The sequence below is a fragment of the Streptomyces sp. NPDC111656 genome (assembly GCF_055656965.1).
Genome location: NZ_JBVKCA010000006.1, coordinates 173,191 through 197,975, shown reverse-complemented (window position 1 = coordinate 197,975; position 24,785 = coordinate 173,191). Strand labels below are relative to the sequence as shown.

Below are 24,785 nucleotides of genomic sequence, written 5' to 3'. Positions count from 1 at the left end.
TCAGCGCAGGAGTGCCTCGACGCCCTCGGGTGACGTCAACTCCGCGCGGCGCACGATCAGTTCGCGCCCGAGGAGCAGCGCGCGCCGGGAGGCGGGCACCGGGTCCGGCAGGGTGGTGAGGTCGGTGAGGTGGGCGAAGCCGATGATCCGGCGGACGATCTCCGCGCCGGCGAAGCCCAGGGACTCCGTCCAGACGCGGTCCAGGAAGCGGTCGAGGAAGGCGTCGTCGAAGAAGGTGTCGACGCGGGTCGGCCACAGGCGGCGGAACTCCGTCCTGAACGCGTCCCAGGAGAGACGGAGTTGGTCGCCGTGGTCGCCCTCGACGCCGAGCGCGTCCGCGCGGGCCGCGGAGACGAGCGTGTTCGCCCAGTACAGGCCGAGGTCGAAGCCGATCGGGCCGACGAAGGAGAACTCGGGGTCGAAGACCCGTACCACCGGGGCGCCCTCGCGCGTACCGACCATGATGCTGCCGGTGTGCAGGTCGCCGTGGAGCAGGGCCTGCGCGCCGGTCATGAAGAGGTGGCGCAGCTCGGCGACCTCGGTGCGCAGCCGCGGGTCGGAGCGGAAGGCGGCGGCGAGGTCGTCGAGGCCGGGGTGCCAGTGGTTGTGCTCGTGCTCGAGGGACGGCTCGCCGAGCACGACGTCCTCGGTGATCTTGCACAGCTCGGGGCTGACGGAGGCCGCGATCAGCGCCTTGCGTTCGGCGGAGGGCATACCGAAGTCGCTGGTGGCGAAGGAGAGCTGGGCGACGAACTCGCCGATACAGCGGGAGGTGTCCGGGCCGTAGGCGCCGCCCTCGTTGAGGATCGTGCGCAGCACCTCCAGGTCGGACATGTCCTCCATGACGAGGGCGTAGTTGTCGGAGTCGTAGCCGTGGATCGCCGGGATCTTGTCCGGGGCGGCATACGTCTCGTACACGGGCGGGCGCCTCGGGTTCACGGGGAACGCACCAAGGGCGGGGCGTGGTTGAGCGCTCCGGGGGGAGGTCAGCGACAGCGGGCTGTGGTCGACCGGAGCAAGTCCACGTACAGCCGCCGCACGAGCAGCAGCGTCTTCATAGGCAGATCATGTGAACGTTTCCAGCCAGCCGTCAAAGTATTGGACGTCATTTCTCAGCATGTGGAACAACCGCTTGGTCACACTCGGCCGATCACCGGGCGGGAGTTACCATCGCCGGACGACGTTGGACAGTGAGGCTTCCGATGACGACACCATGCGCGACAGCGACACACCGCTGCACCGGCGCGACATGTCGCGGCTGACCACCGGCTCTCCCGCCTCCCGCACGCCGCCCTCCTCATCTCTGAGCCGGGCACCATCTCTGAGCCGGGCACCGATGCCAGTCTCGGTATCCGGACACCCCATCCACTCCTTGGAGTTTCTCCCATGACCCTGCTGACGACGTGGCCCGAGTCCGGACCCGAGACGCTGGTGCGCCGTACCTCCGACCCGGCCGAGATCGCCGCCGCGCTCGCGCCGATCGGTGTGCGCTTCGAGCAGTGGCCGGTCCGCGAGGACGTGCCCGCGGACGCGGACAGCGACACGGTGTTCGCCGCCTACGGTGCCGAGATCGAGAAGCTGAACGCGGAGGAGGGCTTCACGACGGTCGACGTCCTCGGGCTGCACCCGAGCGACGACCCCGAGTACCCGGCCAAGGCGAAGGCCGCGCGCGCGAAGTTCCTCCAGGAGCACACGCACGACGACGATGACGAGGTGCGTTTCTTCGTCTCCGGGTCCGGGATCTTCTACCTCCACGTCGGCGGCGAGGTGCATGCCGTGCTGTGCGAGAAGGGCGACCTGCTGGGCGTGCCGCGCGGTACGACGCACTGGTTCGACATGGGTACGTCGCCGTCGTTCACCGCGATCCGGTTCTTCCACGAGGAGGACGGCTGGGTCGGGAACTTCACCGGTGACCGGATCGCGGACCGCTTCCCGGACTTCGACACGATCGACGCGGGGTACCAGCGGGACCGGGCCACGGCGTGACGCTCCGGTTCGACGTGGACGCCGTGGTGCTCGACATCGAGGGCACCACGAGCGCCACGGGGTTCGTCGTGGACGTGCTGTACCCGTACTCCCGCTCCCGATTCGGAGCACTGCTCTCGGAGCGGAGCGGTGATCCGGCGGTGGCGCGGGCGACCGCGCAGGTGCGGGAGCTGATCGCGGAGCCCGACGCGGACGCCGCCCGTGTCGAGAAGGCCCTGAACGGCTGGCTCGACGAGGATCGCAAGGCCACCCCGCTCAAGACGCTCCAGGGCATCATCTGGTCCGAGGGCTTCGCGCGCGGCGACCTCGTCTCGCACTTCTACGAGGACGTCGTCCCGGCGCTGCGGGCCTGGCACGCGGCGGGCGTACGGCTGCACGTGTACTCGTCGGGGTCCGTGGCGGCGCAGCGGGCGTGGTTCCGGTCCAGCCCCGAGGGCGATCTGCTGCCGCTCGTCGAGGGGTTGTACGACACGGAGAACGCGGGGCCCAAGCAGGAGCCGGCGTCGTACGAGACGATCGCGGCGGCGCTGGGCACCGCGCCCGACCGGCTGCTCTTCCTCTCCGACCGGCCGGGCGAGCTGGACGCGGCGCGGACGGCCGGATGGCGGACCGTGGGGGTACGCCGCCCCGGGGAGCCGTACTACGAGCAGGGCGTCGGCGATCACCCGCAGGCGGGGACGTTCGACGAGATCACCATCACGAGGAGCACCACATGACCGCCGAGACACCGGCCCTCGACCTCAAGGAGGCGGGCGCGGTCCTGGCCGCCGAGTCGGCCCGCTTCGCCTCCTTCGGCTGGATGCGCGGCACGTCCGGCAACCTGTCCGTCGTCCTGAGCCGGGACCCGCTGCGGCTCGCCGTCACCGCGAGCGGGCACGACAAGGGCGAACTCACCTCCGACGACGTGGTGCTGGTGGACGGTTCGGGTGCGGCGGTCGCGGGCGGGAAGCCGTCGGCGGAGGCCGAATTGCACGCGCGCGTGGCCGCGCTCACGGGTGCGGGAGCCGTCGTCCACGTCCACACGGTCGCGTCCGTGGCCATGGGGCGCCGGGAGCCCGGGGGCATCGTGTTCCGGGACCTGGAGATGCTCAAGGGCGTCGGCCTGCCCGCCCACGACGTCGAGGTCACCCTCCCCGTCATCGCCAACAGCCAGGACATGTCGGTCCTGGGCGACCGCCTGGAAGCGGCCCGCGACCCCCGCATGCCGGCGGTCGTCGTGGCAGGCCACGGGCTGTACGTCTGGGGCACGGACCCACGCAGGGCCCGCCATCACACCGAAGTGGTGGAGTGGCTGCTGGAGTTGGAGCTGACGAGCCGCTGAGTCACCGCGGCGGGTGGACTCACCCGGGAGGAAAGCACCGAGTGAGTCCGCTCCCGCAGCTAGCGCAGGTGGTGGGCCGGGAGTTCGCCCGCCGATATCTCCAGTACCCCGCGTTCGGTCACCAGGCCCGTCACCAGGCGGCCCGGGGTGACGTCGAAGGCCGGGTTGTGGCCTCGGGACTCCGCCGGCGCCGTTCGTACGCCCGACCACTCCAGTACCTCGTCCTCGCCGCGGAGTTCGATGTGGATGTCGGTACCCGTGGCCGTGGCCAGGTCGACCGTCGTGGTGGGGGCGGCCACCAGGAACGGGATTCCGGCGTCCGCGCAGGCGAGGGCGACCCCGACCGTGCCCACCTTGTTGGCCGTGTCGCCGTTGGCGGCGATGCGGTCCGCGCCGACGATCGCCGCGTCGACCTCGCCCCTCAGAATCGTGCCCGCGGCGGCGCCGTCCGCCTGGACGTAGTGCGCGATGCCCTCCTGGACGAGTTCCCAGGCGGTGAGGCGGGAGCCCTGGAGGAGGGGACGCGTCTCGTCGGCGTACACGACCTCGACCAGGCCGCGCGCGTGCAGTTCACGGATGACGCCGAGCGCCGTGCCCCAGCCGGCGGTGGCGAGCGCACCGGTGTTGCAGTGCGTGAGCACCCGCAGCGGCCGGTCCACCCCGACCTTCTTGACCAGCCAGTCCGCGCCGTACGCCCCCATCGCCCGGTTCGCCTCGACGTCCTCGCGCTGGACGGCCGCGGCCTCCGCGAGCACCGCGTCCAGTCCCTCGTCGAAGCGGGCCATCACCCGGTCGACGCACACCATGAGGTTCACCGCGGTCGGGCGCGCCGCACGGACGCGGGCCACGGCCGCCCGCGTCTCCTCGGCCGACCAGCCCTCGCGCTCGCCCTGCAACAGCGCGAGCGCCACCCCGTACGCCCCCGCCGCCCCGATCGCCGGCGCGCCGCGCACGACGAGCCGCTGGATGGCGTCCACCAGTCCGTCCACGTCACGGATCTCGCGGGTCTCGGTGCGGTGCGGCAGGGCCGTCTGGTCGATGAGCGCGAGGCTGCTTCCGGTCCAGTCGACGGCGCGCAGTTCCTGGGGCATGGGGGGGCACTCCTGATGTTCCGAAGATGCGCGACACCGTACATGACCTCTGCGAACCACAGTTCGAGACAGCCGGACGCGTGGCCTGAAACCGGTGTTACTCTCCAGCACCCGCAGCCCCCAGGCCGACGTGAAGGAGGACGTGTGCTGCTCACGATGCGCCGCTTCCTCGACTTCGGCCGGTGCGCCGCCGACGGCTGTCGTAGCTGACCGCAGTTCAGCTCCCGCCGTTCACCCCGAGCTCCACCCCCCACCGCTCCACCCTCTTCGCGCTGCCGCCCCAGCGTGCCCCGCCGCACCCACTGGAAGGTCGTCCCCATGTCCCCCGTGTCCCGCAGAAGTCGCCGCCCCCTCCAGTTCGCCGCCCTCGCGGCGGGCACCGCGCTGCTCGCCACCGCCTGCAACGCCGCCGCCAAGGACAGTTCCTCCGAAGGCGCCAAGAGCAGCGGCAAGTCCTTCACTCTGGTCACGCCCGACGCCGTCGGGCAGAACGAGTTCCTGAAGCTCGCGGTCGACGGAGTGAAGGCCGCGGCCAAGGCGCACGACGGGACGCAGAAGGTCTACGAGTCCTCCGACACCGCCTCGCAGCAGCAGAACGTGCAGGCCGCGGTGGAGACCAAGCCCGACGTCATCGTGCTGGTCGGCTTCGAGTTCGCCGACCTGGTCGCGCAGCAGGCCAAGGCCCACGCCGACCAGCAGTTCCTGATGATCGACGCGTGCACGACGAAGACGTTCAAGAACGTCGGGTGCGCGGTCTTCCGCGAGCACGAGGGCGTGTACCTCGCGGGCGCCGAGGCCGGGCTGCTCAGCAAGAGCGGCAAGGTCGGCGCGGTGGACGTCCTCGACACGCCCCAGTTCCGGCGCTACAGCGACCCGTTCGCGGCCGGTGCCAAGAAGGTGGCCGCCAAGACGTCCACCTCGACGCGCTTCGTCGGCGGCCAGTCGCCGTTCGACGACTCGGCGCGCGCGAAGGAGCAGGCGAACTCCCTCCTGTCCAAGGGCACCGACCAGATCATGGCGGCGGCCGCGGCCGGCAACTACGGCGTCTTCGAGGCCGCGAAGGCCAAGGGCGCGTTCGCGTACGGCGTCGACGTCAACCAGTGCGTCTCCTCGCCCGGCACGGTCGTCGACAATGTGATCAAGCGCACGGACGTCGCCGTGGAGAAGGGCATCGACCAGGTCCTCGGCGGCAAGGCGGGCACGACCGTGTCGTACGGCCTGAAGGAGGGTGGCATCAGCCTGACCGGTCTCGAGGCCGGCGTCGACTCCTCCAAGTGCGTCATCGCCCAGCACAAGGACGTCCTGACGAAGGTCGAGGCGCTGCGCGACCAGATCGTCGCCGGGGAGCTGAAGGTCGATGACCCCGCAGCGAGCTGACGCCGAGGTCGCCGTCGAACTCCGGGGAATCACCAAGCGGTTCCCCGGCACGCTCGCCAACGACGCCGTCGACCTGACCGTCCGGCGCGGCGAGATCCACGCGCTGATGGGCGAGAACGGCGCGGGCAAGTCCACGCTCATGTCGGTCCTGTACGGCATGGAGCGGCCGGATGCCGGTGAGATACGGATCGACGGTCGTACGGTGACCTTCGCGGACCCCGGTGCCGCCATGGCCGCCGGGCTCGGCATGGTCCACCAGAGCTTCCAGCTGTTCGACTCGCTGACGGTCGCCGAGAACGTCGTCTTCGCGGCCGAGCCGCGCCGCTTCGGTCTGGTCGACCGGGCGGCGGCCAGGCGCCGGGTGCGCGAACTCGCCGCGGAGCACGGCCTCTCCGTCGATCCGGACGCCCGGGTCGGCGACCTGCCGGTCGGGCTGCGCCAGCGCGTGGAGATCCTGAAGCTGTTGCACCGCGGCGCCCGTACGCTCATCCTCGACGAGCCGACCGCGGTGCTCACCCCCGCGGAGGCCGACGCCCTGTTCGCGGTGCTCAAGTCGCTGGCCGCGCAGGGCCGTACGGTGATCCTTGTCACGCACAAGCTGCGTGAGGTCCTCGAGGGCAGCGACAACGTCACGGTGCTGCGCGACGGACGCGTCGTCGCCCGGCTGCGCACCGCCGAGACGACCGCCGACGAGATCGCCGCCGCGATGACGGGCCGCGCGGTCGAGCTGGACCGCGTGCACGCCCCGGGCACCCCGGGCGACGTGGTGCTGGACGTGGAGGATCTCACCACGGACGCGGTGCGCGAGATCGGGCTCACCGTCCGCGCGGGCGAGATCGTCGGCATCGCCGGCGTCGCGGGCAACGGCCAGAGCGAGCTGATCGAGGCGCTGGCCGGACTGCGGCGGGTCACGGCCGGGCGGGTCACCCTGCGGGGCCGGGACATCACGCACGCCTCCGCGACCGAACGGCGGGCACGAGGCCTCGCCTACGTACCCGAGGACCGGCACGCGGTGGGCACGGCGCCCGCCGCGTCGGTCGCGGACAACCTCGCGATGGGCCACCACCGTACGTCCCTCTCGTCCCGCGGGCTGTTGCCGCCCGCGGCCGTACGCGCCCACGCGCGGCGGCTCGTCGAACGCTTCGGCGTCAAGGCGGCCACGCCCGAGGTGCCCGCTTCCGCGCTGTCCGGCGGCAACCTCCAGAAGCTGCTGATCGGCCGCGAACTCGCCCACGAGTCACCGCTGTTGCTGGTGGAGCAGCCGACGCGCGGGGTCGACATCGGCGCCATCCAGAACATCCACGACGAGTTGATCGCCTACCGCGACGCGGGCCACGCCGTCCTGCTGGTCTCGGCCGAGCTCAGCGAGATCCGCGGGCTCGCGGACCGGGTGCTGGTGATGTACGAGGGCCGCGTGACGGCGACGTACCCGAAGGACGAGGCGGACGAACGGACGCTGGGGCTGGCCATGGCCGGCGGCGCGGCTCCGGTGGAGGTCGGAGACTGACATGAACCGAATAGCGGGAGCCCTCCGCTCCCCCGTCACCTTCTCCGTCCTCGCCGGTGTGGTCATCGGCGCGGTCTTCCTCGTGGGCACCGGCGCCGATCCCTTCACCGCGTACGGCGCCGTCCTGAGCGGCTCGCTCGGCGCCGATGGCATCGGATCGACCCTGACCACCGTCACCAACGTCCTCGGCCTGGCCCTGGCGCTGGCGATCCCGCTGCGCGCCGGGCTCATCAACCTCGGCGGGGACGGCCAACTGGTGCTGGGCGGGATGGCCGCGGCCGTCACCGGGCTGTACGCGCCACTGCCCGCACCACTCACCGTCCTTCTCGCGCTCCTCGCGGGCATGGCGGCGGGCGCCGGGTATGCCGCCCTGGCCGCTCTGTGCGAGAACCACTTCGGGGTTCCGCTCCTGGTGAGCAGCCTGCTGCTCAGCTATCCGGCGTCGTCGCTCGCCTCCTACCTGGCCCGCTATCCGCTCAAGGAGCCCGGCTCCAGCCTCCCGCAGACACGGCAACTGCCGGACGGGGTCGCGCTGCCGGCCTTCGGCTCGTCGACCGTGACGGTCGGGCTGCTGCTGGTCGCGCTGGCGGCGGCCACGTACTGGTTCACCGACCGGCACACGGCGATCGGCTACGAGATCCGGATGACCGGGCTCAACTCCCGTTTCGCCGCGTACGCGGGCGTCGAGCGCAGGGGGCTGACGCTGCGGCTGATGGCCGCCTCGGGCGCGCTGGCCGGGCTGGTCGGTGCGATCGGCGTCCTGAGCTTCCCGTACCGCTTCCTCGACGGGGCTCTCACCGCCCCCGGCTACACCTGGACGGGCCTGACCGCCGCGCTGCTGGCGGGCGCGGCCCCGCTGGGCACGGTGCTGGCGTCGTTCTTCTTCGCCGTGCTCCAGGTCGGCGGGCTCTCGATGGAGCGCACGACCGAGGTGCCGCGCGAACTGACGCAGGTGCTGCAGGCCATCGTCATCGTGTTCCTGGCGGCCCGGCTGCGCTTCCCGCGCGGCCGGCTCCGGAAGAAGGCTGCTGTCTGATGTTCTTCGACTCCGATCTCCTCATGTCGGCATTGCGCGCGCTCACCCCCATCCTGCTGGCCGCGCTCGGCGGCGCGCTCTGCGAACGGGCGGGCGTCTTCAACATCGGCCTCGAAGGCATGATGCTGATGGGCTGCTTCACGGCCGTGACCACGAGCTGGTTCACCGGCAGCCCCTGGCTCGGCGTCCTCGCGGCCGCGCTCGCCGCCGCCGCGTACTCCCTGATCCTCGCCGTCGGCGCGGTGACCCTGCGCGGGGACGCGGTGGTGCTGGGCATCGCCATGAACCTCCTCTCCGTCGGCCTGACCAGCTTCCTGCTGCGTACGGTCTTCGGTGTACAGGGCACCTTCGACGATCCGTCACTGGCCGGGCTGCCGTTGGTCGGTGGCTTCTCCCCGCTCGCCTATCTGGCGTGGGCCGCGGTCGCGGTGGCCACGCTGATGCTCTCGCGGCACGTGTGGGGACTGCGCCTGCGCGGGGTCGGCGAGGCACCTCGGGCCGCGGCGACCCTCGGTGTCAGTCCAGCCAAGTACCAGTACGCGGCCGTCCTCGTCTCGGGTGTCCTGTGCGGGCTCGCGGGGGCCCAACTCGCCCTCGGCAACGTCACGTTGTTCTCCGAGAACATGACGGCGGGGCGCGGCTGGATCGCCGTCGTCGCGGTCATGCTCGGCCGCGCCCTGCCCCTGGGCGTCCTGCTCGCCGCGCTGCTCTTCGGCCTCGCCGAGGCGGCCGGCTTCCGTCTGCAGGGCCTCGGCCTGCCTCAGCAGGCGACCGACGCCGCGCCGTACGTCGTCACGCTCGGCGCCCTCTTCCTCACGACGGCCCGCCGTCGCCGCACCACCCCCGCTGGAGCCGTCTCATGACTCAGGACCTGCTGCCCATCACCCGGATACCCCGCACCGGTCTGCCGCCGTCCGCCGTGGTCGTCGGCGACCCGGCGCGCGCCGCGGCCGTCGCCGCCCTGCTCGACGGCGCCGAAGAGGTCTCCTACCACCGTGAGTACCGTGTGTTCAGCGGAAGTTGGAAGGGACTGCCGGTCACCGTCGCCTCGCACGGAGTCGGCGCGCCCGGCGCGATCCTGCTCTTCCAGGAGCTGGCCGACGCGGGCGTCACGACCTTCCTGCGGTTCGGTACGGCCGGGGCGATGCGCCCGGGCATCGGGGACGGCGATCTCGTCGTCGCGGAGGGGGCCGTACGGGACGACGGGGTGACCCAGCAACTGCTGCCGCCGGAGTACCCGGCGGTCTCGTCCCCCGAAGCGGTGTTCGCGCTCCAGCGCGCGGCCCGCGCCGCGGACGCACCTCACCACCGGGGCCTCGTGTGGACCCGGGCGGCCTTCCAGCCCGGCCTGATTCCGCTGACCGCCTACGACCACGCGGGCCTCGCGGCGATCGAGATGGAGCTGTCCGCGCTGCTGGTCACCGCGTCGCTGCGCGGTCTCGTCGCGGGCGGCGTGCTCGTGATCGACGGCGCGAACGCGGACGAACTGGTCGACGAGGAGAACACCGGCGGCTACAACCCGCACCGCGACGTCGTCGCGGCGGGCGTGGAGCGCGGTGCGGTGGTCGCGCTGGAAGCACTGCGTCTGCTGGCGGAAGAGAGGGCGTGCGCCGCATGAGCGAGCACGCCGACCTGCTGGTCCACGGCGGGGACGTCCTCACCGTCGACGAGGCGGGCACCTTCGTACGCTCCGGCGCGGTCGCGGTCCGCGACGGCGAGATCCGTGAAGTCGGCCCCGCCGAGGAGCTGCGCACGCGGTACGAGGCCGCCGAGACCCTCGACGCGACGGGCTGTCTCGTCCTGCCCGGCCTCGTCAACACCCACACGCACCTGGCGATGACGCTGCTGCGCGGCCGCGCCGACGACGTCACGCTCCAGGGCTTCCTGGAGCGGGTGCTGCGCTGGGAAGCGGCGTTGTTGTCGCCGAAGAGCGTCGCCGCGGGGGTGCGGGCCGCGATCGCCGAGAGCGTGCGGGCGGGGGTCACTTCGGCACTCGACATGTACTGGTTCCACGAGGCGGCCGAGCGGGTCGCCCGGGAGGCGGGCTGGCGGCTGCACACCGGGCCGACCTTCATGGACGTACCCGACCCCGCGGACGGCATCGCGTACGAGGACCGGATGGCGTGGGCCCGCCGTGACCTGGTCGCTCGCGCGACGGCTCGGCCCGGCACCCGTCCCGTCCTCTTCGCGCACTCGACCTACACGCTCTCGCCCGATCAGCTCACCGACATCGCCGCGCTGGCACGGGAGTTCGGCGCGCTGCTGCACCTCCACGCGGCGGAGAACGCGACCGAGGTCGCCACCGTCGAGGTCCGCCACGGCAGGCGGCCCGTGGAACTGCTCGACTCGCTCGGGCTGCTCGGACCCGATCTGCTGATCGCGCACGCCGTGGACCTGACGGGTCCCGAGATCGCGGCCCTGGCCCGCACCGGCACCTCCGTCGCGCACTGTCCGGTCTCGAATCTGAAACTCGGCTGCGGCATCGCTCCGGTGCCGCGCCTGCTGAGCGCGGGTGTGACGGTCGGACTCGGCACGGACGGCGCGGTCAGCTCGAACACGCTGGACGTGCTGGGGGCGGTGCGGCAGGCGGCCCTGATCCACAAGGCGGCCGGCGATCCCACGGCGGTGGGCGCCGAACAGGCGGTCCGGATGGCGACCCTCGAGGGTGCCCGCGCGCTGGGCCTCGGCGACCACCTCGGCTCCCTGGAGCCGGGCAAGCGCGCCGACCTGATCGTGCTCGACCTGAACGCGCCCCAGGTGCGGCCGGTGCACAACCCGTGGTCCACGCTCGCCTACGCCGCGCACTCGGCGGACGTGAGGGACACCGTCGTCGACGGCAGGATCCTGATGCGGGACCGCGTGCTCACGACGCTCGACGAGGCCACCACCCTCGCCGATCTGGAGGCCCTCGCCTGATCCGACCGTGGATTGTGTGTCCGTTCGGCCTGGTGACCCCACATAATGGCCCAAGACATCGGATGACTCAGCGACATCCGGAGTGACAGGGAGGTCGGCCATGGCAGTCACCGATGAGGCGATCGAGAAGATCAAGGGCATGATCGTCTCCGGCACGCTGCGCCCCGGCGACCGGCTTCCCAAGGAGAGCGAGCTCGCGGCCGACCTCGGGCTGTCCCGGAACTCCCTGCGGGAGGCGGTGCGCGCGCTCTCGCTGATCCGCATCCTGGACGTACGGCAGGGCGACGGCACGTACGTCACCAGCCTGGATCCCCAGCTCCTCCTGGAGGCGCTGAGCTTCGTCGTCGACTTCCACCGGGACGACACGGTGCTCGAGTTCCTCGCCGTGCGCCGGATCCTGGAGCCCGCCGCGACGGCGATGGCCGCATCGCGGATCAGCGAGCAGCAACTGCACGCCCTGACCTCCCAGTTGGACGCGCTGGGCGCCGCCCCCTCGGTGGAGGAACTCGTCGCCTGCGACCTGGAGTTCCACCGGGGCATCGTGCAAAGTTCCGGGAACTCGGTCCTGTGCTCGCTGCTGGACGGCCTCTCGGGGCCCACCACCCGGGCCCGGATCTGGCGCGGCCTCACCCAGGAGGACGCGGTCAGCCGCACCCTGCACGAGCACCGGGCGATCCTGTCCGCTCTGCGGGACCGGGACGCGGAGGCGGCCCGCTCGTGGGCGACGGTGCACATCGCGAGCGTGGAGCAGTGGCTGCGCAGCACCCTGTAGGGACAGCTCGGATGACTCGGGGGTGGTTCACGCCGGTGGTTCATGCCGGCGATCACGCGTGTTTCCGGCCCCTCGGTGGGGCAGTGATCCGTTCACTCCCCCGTGCAAGGGGGCTGCGGAGGCCCCCTGGGCACGCCGTAAGGTTGGGGCGTACGTAAGGGGCACGTCGGAAGGAGGCGCTGGGTGATCGAGCTCGAGGGGGTTCCCGAGCTGATCGACCCGGTCATGGTGGCCGCGTTCGAGGGCTGGAACGACGCCGGCGACGCCGCCTCCACCGCGGTCGCGCATCTCGACAGGGAGTGGAAGGGCGAGGTGTTCGCGGCGCTGGACGCCGAGGACTACTACGACTTCCAGGTGAACCGCCCCACGGTGTGGCTGGACGGTGGGGTCCGCAAGATCACCTGGCCGACCACGCGCCTGTCGGTGGTCCGGGTCGGCGGCGAGAAGCCGCGCGACCTCGTGCTGGTCCGGGGGATCGAGCCGTCGATGCGATGGCGCTCGTTCTGCAACGAGCTGCTCGGCTTCGCGCACGAGCTGGGTGTGGAGCTGGTGGTGATCCTGGGCGCACTGCTCGGTGACACCCCGCACACACGTCCGGTGCCGGTGAGCGGGGTCACCTCGGACCCGGACCTGGCCCGCACGATGGACCTGGAGGAGACCAAGTACGAGGGCCCCACGGGCATCGTCGGCATCCTCCAGGAGGCGTGCACGCACGCGGGCGTACCAGCGGTGTCACTGTGGGCGGCCGTACCGCACTATGTGTCGCAGCCGCCGAACCCGAAGGCGACGCTGGCCCTCCTCAACCGCCTGGAGGACCTGATCGACCTGCGGATCCCGCTGGGCGAGCTGCCCGAGGACGCGCGGGCCTGGCAGCTGGGCGTGGACCAGCTGGCCGCCGAGGACAGCGAGGTCGCCGAGTACGTGCAGACGCTGGAGGAGGCCCGGGACACCGCGGAGCTGCCGGAGGCCTCGGGCGAGGCGATCGCACGCGAGTTCGAGCGCTATCTGCGGCGGCGGGACGGCGGCGGTCCGGCGGGCCCGGCCCCCGGCGGACACGCCACGGCCGACGGCAGCGACAGTTCCTCGTATCTGCGGGACAACCCTGGCGGTCGTCCGAAGCCTCCGAAGTCCCCGCGGCCGGAGACCGGCACCGAGGACGAGGACTCCCCGGAGGACTGAGCGGACGGATCGGGCCGGGCGGAAGCCGGGCTGACGGAAGGGGCGGTGCGCACCGGACGCACCGCCCCTCCGCGTTCAGCACCCCGCGGTTCCGCTCGCGTCAGCGTGCGACGGCGATCACGTCGTACGGGGTGTCCGGCGTCGGCGTGGTCGTGAACCGGGCGTTGGGCAGGTACAGGCGGTCCCCGTACGCGGCCACGGTGGTCGGCACGTCGAGGTCCGGGTCGGTGAGGCGGCGCTGGAAGACGCCGCTGCGCCCGTCGGGCGAGAGCCGGAAGACGTCGATCGCGTTCTGCATGTTCTGCACCACGTACAGCGTCCGGCCGGTGAGCAGCAGGCCGTCGCCGTTGACGAGGGGCGCCGCGTCGCCGAGGTCCACGAGCCGGGTGACTCCGGTCCTCGGGTCGATCCGGTGCAGGCCGCCGGCCCCGGTCTGCACGACGAGCAGGGCGGCACCGTCCGGGGTCCGTGTGATCCCGTTGGCGTTGATCGTGGCGCCGGGCACCTGGCTCCAGTCGCCGCTCAGGGGGAGCCGTACGACGTCGGCCGCGTCCGGCAGGGCGCCGCCCGGGCCGAGCGGCAGCGCGTACAGCGTGGGCTGGTAGGAGTCCGTGAACCAGACCGCGCGGGGGGTCAGGACCACGTCGTTGGCGAAGGTCTCGGGCTCCGTGGCGAGGACGTACGACGCGAGTTCGGCGCCGGTACGGACGTCCACCACGCGGGCGCCCGTACCGACCGTGGCGATGAACAGCCGTCCCCTGCCGTCGAGTTTGAGCCCGGCCGCCGCCGTACCCGGACCCGGGGCGATGGTCCGGCCCTGTCCGGTGCGCAGATCGGCGCGGTAGACCGAACCGTCGGCGATGGATCCGAGGTAGGCGTACGGGCCGCCCCCGACGGTGATGCCCTCCGGGCGGATGCCGTTCGGCAGATGGATGACGGTGGGTAACGACTTCCCCGCTGCCCAGGCCGGGCCGGCCAAGGACCCGGCGAGCGCGGCGCCGGCGGCCGCGGCACCGGCGGTGAGCAGTCTTCGGCGGCTGAGACGGTCTGGGAACGAACGGTGCGTGGATGTCACGGTGCGTCCTTCCGGGCGGGACCGGGAGTTGACCGGTCCAGCGATCAACTGTCCCTGCCACCCCACCACATGACCCCCGACTCCGCAGCCTTTGGCCGGATTGCTACGTGACATCTGTTTCAGGACGGATTGCACAGGTTTCCCCATTCAACTTGTTTTCAAACCGAGTTGGCGACGCCGGGGTGGACGAGTCGCCGTGGGCGTGCCAGGTTGTGCCCCGAAGGCGCGGCCCGGGGACGGGACATGGCAGCACCCGCAGAACCGAACCGAGAGGAGCGGTACGCGATGACCGACCAGGTACAGCCGACGCAGGGCCCGGGAACGGCCGGGCCGGGACCCGACGGAGCGGGGTTCACCTACCGGGGAGCCGAGCAGGAGCTGATCGTCGTCGCACGCCCCGAGGCCCGGCTGCGCGCCGGGGCCGAGGGCGTCCGTTCGGCGGCGGGCTCGGACGTGTCGGCCCTCAACATGTTCCTCAGTGACGAACAGCTCGCCCTGGAGCCGCTGTTCGGCAACGAGGAACGACTGCGGCAGTCCGAGGTGGCGGACGGCGGGGGCGGAAGCGACCTCGCGCTCTTCTACCGGGTGCGCGGCGTCGAGAGCCGCGCCCAGGAGCTGCGTTCACGGATCGCCGCGCTGCCGGGGATCGACACGGCGTACGTGAAGCCCGGGGCCGTCCCTGCCTCGGTGGGGTCGGTCGGGCGGAGCACGAACGGCTCGGCGAGCGCGGACGACGGCCGGCGGACGAAGGAAGGGGCGCCGGTCACCCCGGACTTCACCAGCCGCCAGGGCTATCTGCGGCCGGCGCCCGAGGGCATCGACGCCCACTGGGCCTGGCAGCGGCCGGGCGGTACGGGCCAGGGCGTGACGGTGATCGATGTGGAGGGTGCGTGGCAGCTGGGCCACGAGGACCTGACCGCGAAGCTCGCGGGCGTGGTCGTCGGCACCCCGCTGACGGACCTCGCCTGGCGCAACCACGGCACCGCCGTCATCGGGGTGATCGGCGGCGACCGCGACGAGCGCGGGATCACCGGTATCGCGCCGGACGCGGTGACCGCGGCCGCGTCCTTCCAGGGCATGGGCACGGCGGCCGCGATCCACGCGGCGGCCGACCGGCTGGGACCCGGTGACATCATTCTGGTCGAACTGCACGCTCCAGGGCCGCGGTTCGACTTCGAGGAGCGCGACGACCAGCAGGGTTACATCGCGATCGAGTGGTGGCCGGACAACTTCGCGGCCATCCGGTACGCGACCGCCAAGGGGGTGCTCGTCGTGGCGGCCGCGGGCAACGGCGCCGAGTCGCTCGACGACGCGGTGTACGAGCGGCGCCCCGCCGAGTTCCCCGCGTGGTGGCGCAACCCCTTCAACCCCGCCAACCCGTCCTCGGGCGCGGTGCTGGTCGGCGCGGGCGCACCGCCGCCCGGCACGCACGGCCGCGACCACGGCCCGGACCGCTCCCGCCTCGGCTTCTCCAACTACGGGGCGCGGGTGGACGCGCAGGGCTGGGGGCGCGAGGTCACGACCACCGGCGGCTTCTGGGACCGGCCCGGCGACCTGCAGGGCGGCGCCGAGGAGATCGGCTGGTACACGGACACGTTCTCCGGGACCTCCTCCGCCTCCCCGGTGGTGGTCGGCGCCCTGGCCGCGCTGCAGGGCATGCTCAAGGCGGCGGCCCAGGAACCGATGTCCCCGGAGCGTGCCCGCGCGGTGCTGCGGGCCACCGGCTCCCCGCAGCAGGACGCGCCGGGCCGGCCCGCCTCCCAGCGGATCGGCAACCGGCCGGACATCAAGGCGGCGGTCACCCGTCTGCTGCCGGAGGCGGTCGGCTCGGGCCAGGCCGAACGGTACTGGGACGAGCTGCTGCCGTACCCGCGCGAACTCCCGCCCAGGCTCCGGCTGTTCGTGGCCGGTGACTGGCGCAACCTCGCCAACCCCTCCCCCGAGATCCGTCAGGCGGTGCACTCCGCCTTCGCGGGCGGACGGCCCGACGTACGTGTCTGGTTCTCGGACGACGAGATCGTCGGCCTGGTGGTCACGGGCTGACGTGTCGGAGGGCGTAGCCGCAAGTCAACGATTCGATGATTCACGGAAGGTGGCACCCGTATGAGCACCACCCCGCAGATGAGTCAGCAGCAAGGACACCAGCAGGGCATCCAGCAAGGCATCCAGCTGGGGCAGCAGGGACCGAGCACGGCGCCGCCCCAGCAGTTCGGACAGCAGCAGCCCATGGCGTTCGGACAGCAGACGCAGCAGCCGTTCGGCCAGCTGCAGAACCCGCAACCGCAGATTCCGCAGCAGCAGATTCCGCAGCACCTCCAGCAGCAGCTCCAGCAGATGGGGCAGCAGCAGCCGTTCCAGCAGCTGCTCCAGCAGCTCGGCGGGCAGCAGCAACAGCAGCAGGCGCAGGTCCTCACGAGCGGGATCGCCCAGCACTTCTGGGACGTGGTCACCCCGCTCCCGGGCCAGCCGTCGATCCTCTACCTGTTCATCGACAACGCCTGGCGCCCCCTGGTGAACCCCAACCAGGTCACCCACGACGAGGTCCAGCAGGCCTTCGCCTACGGGCAGCAGGTCATCGGCGTCTACGACGCCAACAGCAACGCCGTACAGGCCGTCATCGTGAACAAGTGACGCTCTGAGCGAGATCTGAGAGAGCGAGATCTGGGAGAGAAAGAGAGAAGGGGCGCCGGGCGGTACGACCGCCCGGCGCCCCACACGTACGAGAGGGAACTACAGGGCCACGCCCAGGAGGGCGTCCACGGCACGCGAGACGACGCCGGGGGCGCCCTCGTCGGTGCCGCCCGTCTCGCGCTGGAGCGCCGCCCAGCGGTCGACCGCGGCGAGCGCGGCCGGTGCGTCCAGGTCGTTCGCGAGGGCCTCGCGGATCTCCTCGACCAGCGCCTCGGCGGACGGCCCGTCGGGACGCGACACCGCCGCCCGCCAGTTCTCCAGACGGGCGACCGCGTCCGCGAGGACGGTATCCGTCCATTCCCAGTCGGCGCGGTAGTGGTGCGCGAGGAGGGCGAGGCGGATGGCGGCCGGGTCGACGCCGTCGCGCCGGAGCTTCGACACGAAAACGAGGTTGCCCTTGGACTTCGACATCTTCTCGCCGTCAAGGGCGACCATGCCGGCGTGCACGTACGCCTTGGCCATCGGGAACTCGCCGGTGAGCACCTGGGCGTGCGAGGCGCCCATCTCGTGGTGCGGGAAGGCGAGGTCGGAGCCGCCGCCCTGGACGTCGAAGCCCATCCCGAGGTGGTCGAGGGCGATGGCGACGCACTCGATGTGCCAGCCGGGCCGGCCGCGGCCGAGCGAGCCGCCGTCCCAGCTGGGCTCCCCCTCCCGCGCCGCCATCCAGAGCATCGGGTCGAGCGGGTTCTTCTTGCCCGGACGGTCCGGGTCGCCGCCCCGCTCGGCGGAGAGCAGACGCATGGCCGCGGCGTCCAGGTTGGAGACCTTGCCGAAGTTGGGGTCGGACTCGACGGAGAAGTAGACGTCCCCTTCGAGTTCGTACGCCGCGCCCGCGTCCCGCAGCCGCTCGACGAGCGGCACGATGCCGGGTATCGCCTCGACGGCTCCTATGTAGTGCCGCGGCGGCAGCATCCGCAGGGCGGTCATGTCCTCACGGAAGAGGGCGGTCTCCTTCTCGGCGAGTCCTACCCAGTCGACGCCGTCGCGCTCCGCCCGCTCCAGGAGCGGGTCGTCGACGTCGGTCACGTTCTGGACGTAGTGAACCTGCCGCTTGGTGTCGAGCCACACGCGCTGAACGAGGTCGAACGCGTTGTAGGTCGCCGCGTGACCCATGTGGGTCGCGTCGTACGGCGTGATGCCGCAGACGTAGATACGGGCGACGGGACCGGGGTCGAGTGTGACGAGGCCGCCGGTCGCGGTGTCGTGGATCCGGAGGTCGCGGCCCTCACCAGGCAGGGCGGGGACCTCAGAAGCGGGCCAGGCATGCATGTCATGAGCCTAACCGGACGGAACTTCCGTATACGAACCGGACCAGCCCTGATGGCTCGTAAGGCCCTCTTGCGCGACGCCCGACGGTGTGCGTCATCCGGTTCTACGGGGGTGCGGCCGCCGTACGACGGCCCAACCCACCGCGCGCACCACCCAGGACGGCGGTCCGCGCCCTCACATGCGCCGTGGGCGCGAGCGCGAGGCGGTGAGTGTCGCATGTCACGGGCCGCGGACCGAACGCCACCCGCCAGCCAGAACCGCCCGCACCCGAATCCCACCGCGGGCACCCACCACTGCAACCGGCGCCCCCCCGCCCCGCACCACACCCACGACTGCTGCCCCCAGCGCCGCGAACACCGCGGGGCTCGGCCCCGCAGGCCTACGCACCGGGGGATGGCGGCACCGCGGACAAGGCACCGCCAGGCAAGGCACCGCCACGGGCGGCTGCGCGCCCGGGCGTGGCCACGTCCGGATGTGGCTCCGCACGAAAATGACCCCGCACGGATGTGGATCCGCCCGGGAGCGGGCCCGCCGGATGCGGCCCTGCCCCGGAGTGGCCCCACCCGGAAGCAGGAGTGGCCCCGCCGGGGAGCGGGCCTGCCCGAATGCGGCCCCACCAAATGCGGACCCGCCAGGAAGCGGGCCTTCCCAAGACTGGCCCCGCCAGGGATTGGGCCTGCCCGGGAGTGGCCCCACCCGGAAGCAGGAGTGGCCCCGCCGGGGAGCGGGCCTACCCGAATGCGGCCCCACCAAATGCGGACCCGCCAGGAAGCGGGCCTTCCCAAGACTGGCCCCGCCAGGGAGTGGCCTCGTCCGGATGCCCCGTCCGGGAGCGGGCCCGCCGGATAGCCGCAGCGCCGGATGTGGACCCGCCAGGAAGCGGGCCTGCCCGGGAGTGGCCCCGCCCAGGAGTGGCCCCGCCCGGGAGTGGCCCCGCCCAGGAGTGGCCCCGCCCAGGAGTGGCCCCGCCCGGGAGTGGGCCCGCCGGACGCGGCCCCGCCCGGACGCGGGTCGTCCCGGAATGGCGCCGTCTGCTGCTGGGGCGGCGGAGCACGTCCCGGGGGGGGAGGCGTATTCCGTGAGACCCGGTTGGCGTACTCGGTGCGCCCCCGGACGGTCGAGGGGGTTTACACGGGTGGCCAGGGGATCGCCGGCCACTCCCCGCTCGGCTCCGGGTGTTTCCCCGAGGCGAGCATCGCCTCGACACGCGCGCGCGTGGCGTCGATTTCGGTGGTGGTGATGAGTTCGGCCAACCGGGTGGCGAGCGGCGCGCCGAGCGCCAGGCCTTCCCGCAGGGAGGTGAGGACCGCGATCGCCTCCGGCGTCAGCGACTCCCCCGCCCAGCCCCACAGCAGCGTGCGCAGCTTGTTCTCGGCGTTGAAGGTGACCCCGTGGTCGATGCCGTACAACCGCCCCTCGCCGGCGGGCAGCAGATGCCCTCCCTTGCGGTCGGCGTTGTTGATCACGGCGTCGAGCACGGCGAGCCGCCGCAGCCGCACGTCGTCGGCGTGCACGAGCAGCGCCGTCTCTCCCTCGCCGACCTCGGCGAAGCCGATCGCCTTCCAGCCCGCCGCGGGCTCCTCGGCCTCCACCAGGGCCAGCAGCCCGTCCCCGTCGACCTCCGGCAGGGCCTCGATCCACAGCTGGCACATGCCCTCGCCGTAGGGCCCGTCGCGCAACACGGTGGTGGGGACCAGCCCCCAGCCCGTGGCCTCGGAGACCTCGTACGCGGCCACCTCACGCTGGGCGAGGGTCCCGTCGGGGAAGTCCCACAGGGGCCGCTCCCCGGCGATCGGTTTGTAGACGCAGAACGCGTCCCTGCCCTCGTACGAAACGGAGCAGTACAGCACCGCGTTCGAGGCCTCACGGATCCGTCCGCGCACCTTCAGCTCGCCCAGGGCGAGCAGCTCGGCCGTGGTCACGCTCCGCGGCGGTATCCGTTCTGGCGCGGACATACGTGTCCTTCCGGGTCGAGCGGGAGGCTGCACAGCGGGCAGGGCGGTCGGCCCGCGTTGACGACGTCGAGGGCGCGCTTGGCGAAGGCCCTGGCCTGCGCGCCGGTGAGCCGGACGCGGAGCATCGGCGGGCCGTTCTCCTCGTCCTGGAGCAACCTTTCCTCGGCCTCGGCGAGATCCTCGTCGGTGTCGGCGTCGAGCTCCACGAGGGCCTGCGCCTCGACGATCATGCGTTGTTCGTCACCGTCCCAGGCCAGCGCCATCGTGCCGACCCGGAACTCCTCCTCCACCGGGGTGTCGAGAGGGGCGGTGTCGGACACCTCGGAGGGGGCCATGGCCGGGACGGGTGCGCTGCCGCCGGTGCGCCGTACGACCTCGTCGAGGAGCTCGTCCATACGTTCGGCGAGCGCGGCGACCTGGGTCTTCTCCAGGGCGACGCTGGTCACCCTGGGGCCTGAGGAGGCCTGCAGGAAGAAGGTACGGCGCCCGGGCAACCCGACCGTACCGGCCACGAAACGGTCCGGGGGGTCGTAGAGGAACACCTGACGGGACACGTCCTGTCTCCATTGGAATCGGCATGTGGACCGGCTGACTGACTCGGCCCTCATCGGCTGCTGACAACTTGCTGACAACTACTGCGCTGCTTCAACCGCTTCACCCTACTGCGGCCGACGATCACGGTGCGCCCGCACCGCCACCGACCGGGGCGTCCCCGCTGGGGGGCTCCTCGCGCGGCGCCAGGGAGGCGAGGTCGCCGGTGTCCCCGAGGCGCACGAGGAAGGGACGCAGTCGTGTGTAACGGATCGCGGTGATGGAACACGGTTCTACAGAGATCCGCTGGAAGAGGTCGAGATGAAGTCCGAGTGCGTCCGCGACAAGGGATTTGATGATGTCGCCGTGCGAGCACATGACGTAGACGGCGTCGCCGCCGTGGTCGCGCTCCACGCGCGCGTTCCACTCGCGCACCGCTTCGGCCGCCCGCGTCTGCATGGCCCGCATCGACTCTCCGCCGGGGAACGCGGCCGCGGACGGATGCGCCTGTACGACCTCCATCAGCGGCTCGTCCTTCAGCTCGGCGAGCTTGCGGCCGGACCAGTCGCCGTAGTGCGCCTCCCCGATCCGCTCGTCGGTGTGCACACGCAGCTCGGGGCGGGCGTCGAGCAGCGGCTGCACGGTCTCCTGGCAGCGCTGCAGGGGGCTGGTGACGACTTCGGAGATCGGCAGCGCCGCGAGCCGCCCGGGCAGCGCCGCGGCCTGCTGGGCGCCACGCTCGTCGAGGGCGACGCCGGGCGTCCAGCCGGCGAGCAGCCCAGCGGTGTTGGCGGTCGAACGTCCGTGCCGTACGAGAATCAGGGTGGGCATGCGGCCCAGCGTAAACGGGTGGCTCGGGGACCCGGAGGGGCCTGTGGACAACGACGGCCGGAGTGCGGTGGCGACCGGGCGGCGGGAGAATACGCTCCGTGATCGTCGACTGCGCCATTTACCATCACGGGCGCCGGACGGAGGGCCCCGAGGACCTCTCCGACGCCCTGGATCTGGCACGCGCCGAGGGCGACGCGTTCATCTGGATCGGGCTGTACGAGCCGACGGAGCAGGAGTTCGACCTCGTCACCGAGGAGTTCGGGCTGCACCCGTTGGCGGTCGAGGACGCCCTCAATGCGCATCAGCGGCCCAAGCTGGAGATGTACGACGATTCGCTGTTCGTGGTCCTGAAGCCGGTCGCGTACGAGGCGGAGAGCGATGTCGTCACCACCGGTGAGGTGATGGTGTTCATCGGGGACGCCTTCGTGGTGACCGTCCGGCACGGCGAGTGCTCGCCTCTCGCGCAGGTGCGCCGCCGGCTGGAGGAGGACCCCGCGATGCTGCGGAACGGACCGACGGCGGTGCTCTACTCGATCGCCGACGCCACGGTCGACCACTACCTGGAAGTGGCGACCGAGCTCCAGACGGACCTGGAGGAGCTGGAGGCGGAGGTCTTCTCGCCGAGTGGCGGCGGTTCACGGCACACCGCGTCCAGGATCTACACGTTCAAGCGGCAGATCCTGGAGTTCCGGCGGGCCACGGTCCCACTGACCGTTCCGCTGACCCGGCTCTCGGGCTCGGGCACCGCCGGCACCCCGGTGCCGTTCGTGAAGGAGAAGGCGCAGCCCTTCTTCCGCGACGTCAACGACCATCTGGCCCGTGTGAACGAGTCGGTGGACAGCCTGGACCGCCTGGTCTCGGACATCCTCGCGGCGCATCTCGCGCAGATGGGCGTGCGCCAGAACGACGACATGCGGAAGATCTCGGCGTGGGCGGCCATGGCCGCGGTCCCCACGTTGATCGCCGGCATCTACGGCATGAACTTCGACCACATGCCCGAGTTGCACTGGCTCTGGTCGTACCCGGTGGTGATCCTGGCGATGGTGGCGCTGGAATTCCTGCTGTACCACCTCTTCAAGCGGCGAGGCTGGCTGTGACCGGCGTGCGACCGGGTGGGCGACGTACGGAGGGCTCGCGACCGCGGGTCACACCGCCTCCGGTGCGGGGGGCGCGGGGCCGCCCAGGGCGTCGCGGTGTTCCGGCATCTTCAGGGAGACCATGCGGCGCCAGCCCGCGGCGCGCTCGTAGGCGTAGACGGTGTGGATGGCCACGGCGAGCGTCGCCGCCCTGGGCCTCGACCAGCCGAGAATGCCTCCCATGTGGGCCATCACGGCGAGACTGACGTCCCGGTAGACGCGGATCTCGGCGAGCGCACACGCCCGCAGCGTCCGCCGGATGGCCGGGCCGTGTCCGGCGGACGCGAAGCGGAGCAGCTCCTCGTGGCAGTAGGCGAGGTGCCGGTCCTCGTCCTCGGAGATCATCCGGACCGCGCGACCGATGTCGGGATGGTCGGCGAAGTGCCTGAGCAGCAGCACCATCTGCTCGGAGGCACGCTGCTCGGTGACCCTGCTGTGGGCGAGGTAGGTGACGATGTCCCGTACGGTGAGTGGCTGCCGGCTCTTCAGCTTGTCGTGGGCGAGGCCGATCCCGTGCCGTTCCAGGAGCATCGTGTAGTCGGTGTCGGCCGGGACCTCGACCGGCCTGAGGCCGCGCTTGTGCATCAGGGCGTTGAAGATCCGCCCGTGCTTGTCCTCGTCGGCGCCGTGCCGGGTGATCTTCGGGGCGAGTTCGCGTGCGCTCGGCGGAACGAGGGCGGCGATGCGCGCGTTCTCCCAGCCACCCTGCGACTCCCCGCTTGCGGCGATGGAGCAGAAGAGCCGGAACGACTCGTCGTTGTCGAGGATCTCCTGGAACAGACTCTTGGCCGAAAGCATCGATGACACCCTTTCTGCAGGGTCCGCAGAAAACGAGTCAAATGGGATGCCGAGGGCGCGGCAACCGATGTGTCGGACAAATGCGCCGAACGAAGGATGACGGGGCGGGCTCGAGCGCGTAACCCAAGGCACGCCCGCGCGTTGTTCCCCGTGACGGCCGTGGCGGGGAAGACCCCCCGAGCCCCCACCACGGCCGCGGAACTTCTTCCGTCCTTCCGGGGGAAGAGTTGCGACGCGTTACGCCAGACCGGCCCGCTCCAGCGCGTCCGAGCCGGCGCGGAGCGAGGCGATCCGGTCCTCCAGCGTGAAGCCGGCCGGCGACAGCGTGAGCGTGGTGACACCCGCCTCCGCGTAGGCCTTCATCCGCTCGGCGATGCGGTCCACGGAGCCGAGCAGGGTGGTCTGGTCGATCAGCGCGTGCGGAACGGCGGCGGCCGCGCCCTCCTTGTCGCCGGACAGGTACTTGTCCTGGATCTCGGCGGCCTCCTTCTCGTACCCCATGCGCTGGGCGAGCTGGTTGTAGAAGTTCTGCTTACGGCTGCCCATGCCGCCGACGTACAGCGCGGTGTAGGGACGGAACATGTCGGCGAGCGCCGTCACGTCCTTGTCGGCGCCGACGGCGAGCGGCAGCGTCGGACAGACGTCGAAGCCCTCCATGGTCTTGCCGGCCTTCTCGCGACCCGCGCGCAGATGGCGGAGCGCGGTGTCCTCGAGGTGCTCGGCCGAGGGGAAGATCAGCAGGGCGCCGTCGGCGATCTCGCCGGTCTGCTCCAGGTTCTTCGGCCCGATCGCGGCGATGTACAGCGGGATGTGCTCTCGCTGCGGGTGCACGGTCAGCTTGATCGGCTTGCCCGGACCGTCCGGCAACGGCAGCGTCCAGTGCTCGCCCTCGTACGACAGCCGCTCGCGGGTCATCGCCTTGCGTACGATCTCGACGTACTCGCGGGTGCGGGCCAGCGGCTTGTCGAACTTGACGCCGTACCAGCCCTCGGAGACCTGCGGCCCGGAGACGCCGAGGCCGAGGCGGAAGCGCCCGCCGGAGAGCGAGTCGAGCGTCGCGGCGGTCATCGCGGTCATCGCGGGCTGACGGGCCGGGATCTGGAAGATCGCCGAGCCGACGTCGATGCGCTCGGTCTTGGCGGCGACCCAGGTGAGCACGGTGGCCGCGTCCGAGCCGTAGGCCTCGGCGGCCCAGCACACCGCGTATCCCAGTCGGTCGGCCTCCTGGGCGACGGCGAGATTGTCCGCGTCCATTCCGCCGCCCCAGTAGCCGAGGTTGATCCCGAGCTGCATGGCCGATCCCCTTACCGATCA

General features: G+C 71.7%; 23 protein-coding genes. 14 read left to right on the top strand and 9 right to left on the bottom strand.

Translation table 11 applies throughout. The annotated features are described in order from the left end of the window. Nucleotides 1–918, bottom strand: a complete 918-nt coding sequence (gene mtnK, locus ACZ7M3_RS19850) for an S-methyl-5-thioribose kinase (RefSeq protein WP_472064817.1) — start codon at nt 916–918, stop codon at nt 1–3. A gap of 468 nt (nt 919–1,386) precedes the next feature. Here mtnK and ACZ7M3_RS19845 point away from each other — a divergent pair, with 468 nt between their 5' ends. The 3 genes from ACZ7M3_RS19845 to mtnB are packed head-to-tail and all read left to right on the top strand — an operon-like array spanning nt 1,387 to nt 3,307. Then, complete coding sequence (locus tag ACZ7M3_RS19845; RefSeq protein WP_472064815.1) at nt 1,387–1,986, top strand: 1,2-dihydroxy-3-keto-5-methylthiopentene dioxygenase; 600 nt, start codon at nt 1,387–1,389, stop codon at nt 1,984–1,986. Next, nucleotides 1,983–2,702: an acireductone synthase gene (mtnC, locus tag ACZ7M3_RS19840; protein ID WP_472064813.1), complete on the top strand. Its 720-nt coding sequence runs from the start codon at nt 1,983–1,985 to the stop codon at nt 2,700–2,702. The genes ACZ7M3_RS19845 and mtnC overlap by 4 nt, the downstream gene beginning before the upstream one ends. Further along, a complete protein-coding gene (mtnB, locus tag ACZ7M3_RS19835) occupies nt 2,699–3,307 on the top strand; it encodes a methylthioribulose 1-phosphate dehydratase (RefSeq protein WP_472064811.1) in 609 nt (202 codons plus the stop codon). The genes mtnC and mtnB overlap by 4 nt, the downstream gene beginning before the upstream one ends. Nucleotides 3,308–3,366: 59 nt before the next feature. Here the strand turns inward: mtnB and mtnA are convergent, their stop codons facing one another. Beyond that, entirely contained in the window at nt 3,367–4,398 is a 1,032-nt protein-coding gene (gene mtnA, locus ACZ7M3_RS19830) for an S-methyl-5-thioribose-1-phosphate isomerase (protein ID WP_472064809.1), read from the bottom strand. A 327-nt stretch (nt 4,399–4,725) separates the two neighbouring features. Between mtnA and ACZ7M3_RS19825 the strand changes: the two genes are divergently transcribed. From ACZ7M3_RS19825 to ACZ7M3_RS19790, 8 genes are all read left to right on the top strand, one after another. After that, nucleotides 4,726–5,775, top strand: coding sequence for a BMP family ABC transporter substrate-binding protein (locus ACZ7M3_RS19825; protein ID WP_472064807.1), 1,050 nt, complete (start codon nt 4,726–4,728; stop codon nt 5,773–5,775). After that, nucleotides 5,756–7,282 carry an ABC transporter ATP-binding protein gene (locus ACZ7M3_RS19820; protein ID WP_472064805.1) on the top strand — a complete coding sequence of 509 codons (1,527 nt, stop codon included), beginning with the start codon at nt 5,756–5,758 and terminating at the stop codon, nt 7,280–7,282. Before ACZ7M3_RS19825 ends, ACZ7M3_RS19820 begins: the two co-directional genes overlap by 20 nt. A 1-nt stretch (nt 7,283) precedes the next feature. Next, nucleotides 7,284–8,318, top strand: a complete 1,035-nt coding sequence (locus ACZ7M3_RS19815) for an ABC transporter permease (RefSeq protein ID WP_472064803.1) — start codon at nt 7,284–7,286, stop codon at nt 8,316–8,318. Further along, nucleotides 8,318–9,181: an ABC transporter permease gene (locus ACZ7M3_RS19810; RefSeq protein WP_472064801.1), complete on the top strand. Its 864-nt coding sequence runs from the start codon at nt 8,318–8,320 to the stop codon at nt 9,179–9,181. The genes ACZ7M3_RS19815 and ACZ7M3_RS19810 overlap by 1 nt, the downstream gene beginning before the upstream one ends. Further along, a complete protein-coding gene (locus tag ACZ7M3_RS19805) occupies nt 9,178–9,936 on the top strand; it encodes a nucleoside phosphorylase (RefSeq protein ID WP_472064799.1) in 759 nt (252 codons plus the stop codon). Before ACZ7M3_RS19810 ends, ACZ7M3_RS19805 begins: the two co-directional genes overlap by 4 nt. After that, nucleotides 9,933–11,234, top strand: coding sequence for an amidohydrolase (locus ACZ7M3_RS19800; protein WP_472064797.1), 1,302 nt, complete (start codon nt 9,933–9,935; stop codon nt 11,232–11,234). The genes ACZ7M3_RS19805 and ACZ7M3_RS19800 overlap by 4 nt, the downstream gene beginning before the upstream one ends. Before the next feature lie 100 nt (nt 11,235–11,334). Continuing rightward, complete coding sequence (locus tag ACZ7M3_RS19795) at nt 11,335–12,006, top strand: FadR/GntR family transcriptional regulator (RefSeq protein ID WP_054231141.1); 672 nt, start codon at nt 11,335–11,337, stop codon at nt 12,004–12,006. Between the two features lie 183 nt (nt 12,007–12,189). Next, complete coding sequence (locus tag ACZ7M3_RS19790; RefSeq protein WP_095855555.1) at nt 12,190–13,185, top strand: PAC2 family protein; 996 nt, start codon at nt 12,190–12,192, stop codon at nt 13,183–13,185. Between the two features lie 100 nt (nt 13,186–13,285). Here ACZ7M3_RS19790 and ACZ7M3_RS19785 read toward each other — a convergent pair whose 3' ends face one another. Further along, nucleotides 13,286–14,260, bottom strand: a complete 975-nt coding sequence (locus tag ACZ7M3_RS19785; RefSeq protein ID WP_472064795.1) for an SMP-30/gluconolactonase/LRE family protein — start codon at nt 14,258–14,260, stop codon at nt 13,286–13,288. A gap of 285 nt (nt 14,261–14,545) precedes the next feature. Here ACZ7M3_RS19785 and ACZ7M3_RS19780 point away from each other — a divergent pair, with 285 nt between their 5' ends. Together ACZ7M3_RS19780 and ACZ7M3_RS19775 are read left to right on the top strand one after the other, a co-directional pair. After that, nucleotides 14,546–16,303, top strand: coding sequence for a S8 family peptidase (locus ACZ7M3_RS19780; protein WP_472064793.1), 1,758 nt, complete (start codon nt 14,546–14,548; stop codon nt 16,301–16,303). A 60-nt stretch (nt 16,304–16,363) separates the two neighbouring features. After that, nucleotides 16,364–16,891, top strand: coding sequence for a hypothetical protein (locus ACZ7M3_RS19775; protein ID WP_472064791.1), 528 nt, complete (start codon nt 16,364–16,366; stop codon nt 16,889–16,891). 99 nt (nt 16,892–16,990) lie between these two features. On the opposite strand, the gene mshC is transcribed toward ACZ7M3_RS19775, so the two are convergent. The 4 genes from mshC to ACZ7M3_RS19755 form a co-directional block, all read right to left on the bottom strand. Continuing rightward, nucleotides 16,991–18,220 (bottom strand): cysteine--1-D-myo-inosityl 2-amino-2-deoxy-alpha-D-glucopyranoside ligase, encoded by a 1,230-nt coding sequence (gene mshC, locus ACZ7M3_RS19770; RefSeq protein ID WP_095855552.1) that lies wholly within the window; start codon nt 18,218–18,220, stop codon nt 16,991–16,993. A gap of 1,127 nt (nt 18,221–19,347) precedes the next feature. Next, complete coding sequence (locus tag ACZ7M3_RS19765) at nt 19,348–20,175, bottom strand: SCO1664 family protein (RefSeq protein ID WP_472064789.1); 828 nt, start codon at nt 20,173–20,175, stop codon at nt 19,348–19,350. Further along, nucleotides 20,139–20,729 (bottom strand): DUF3090 domain-containing protein, encoded by a 591-nt coding sequence (locus ACZ7M3_RS19760; RefSeq protein WP_452966432.1) that lies wholly within the window; start codon nt 20,727–20,729, stop codon nt 20,139–20,141. Before ACZ7M3_RS19760 ends, ACZ7M3_RS19765 begins: the two co-directional genes overlap by 37 nt. Before the next feature lie 121 nt (nt 20,730–20,850). Continuing rightward, nucleotides 20,851–21,537, bottom strand: coding sequence for a histidine phosphatase family protein (locus ACZ7M3_RS19755; RefSeq protein ID WP_067365234.1), 687 nt, complete (start codon nt 21,535–21,537; stop codon nt 20,851–20,853). A 98-nt stretch (nt 21,538–21,635) separates the two neighbouring features. On the opposite strand from ACZ7M3_RS19755, the gene corA reads away from it, so the two are divergent. After that, entirely contained in the window at nt 21,636–22,634 is a 999-nt protein-coding gene (gene corA / locus ACZ7M3_RS19750) for a magnesium/cobalt transporter CorA (protein WP_472064787.1), read from the top strand. Nucleotides 22,635–22,682: 48 nt separating this feature from the next. Here the strand turns inward: corA and ACZ7M3_RS19745 are convergent, their stop codons facing one another. Further along, nucleotides 22,683–23,471, bottom strand: coding sequence for a ferritin-like domain-containing protein (locus ACZ7M3_RS19745; RefSeq protein ID WP_472064785.1), 789 nt, complete (start codon nt 23,469–23,471; stop codon nt 22,683–22,685). 237 nt (nt 23,472–23,708) lie between these two features. Next, on the bottom strand, nt 23,709–24,764 hold the full coding sequence (locus ACZ7M3_RS19740) for an LLM class F420-dependent oxidoreductase (protein ID WP_095855548.1): 1,056 nt from the start codon (nt 24,762–24,764) through the stop codon (nt 23,709–23,711). Nucleotides 24,765–24,785 lie beyond the last annotated feature (21 nt).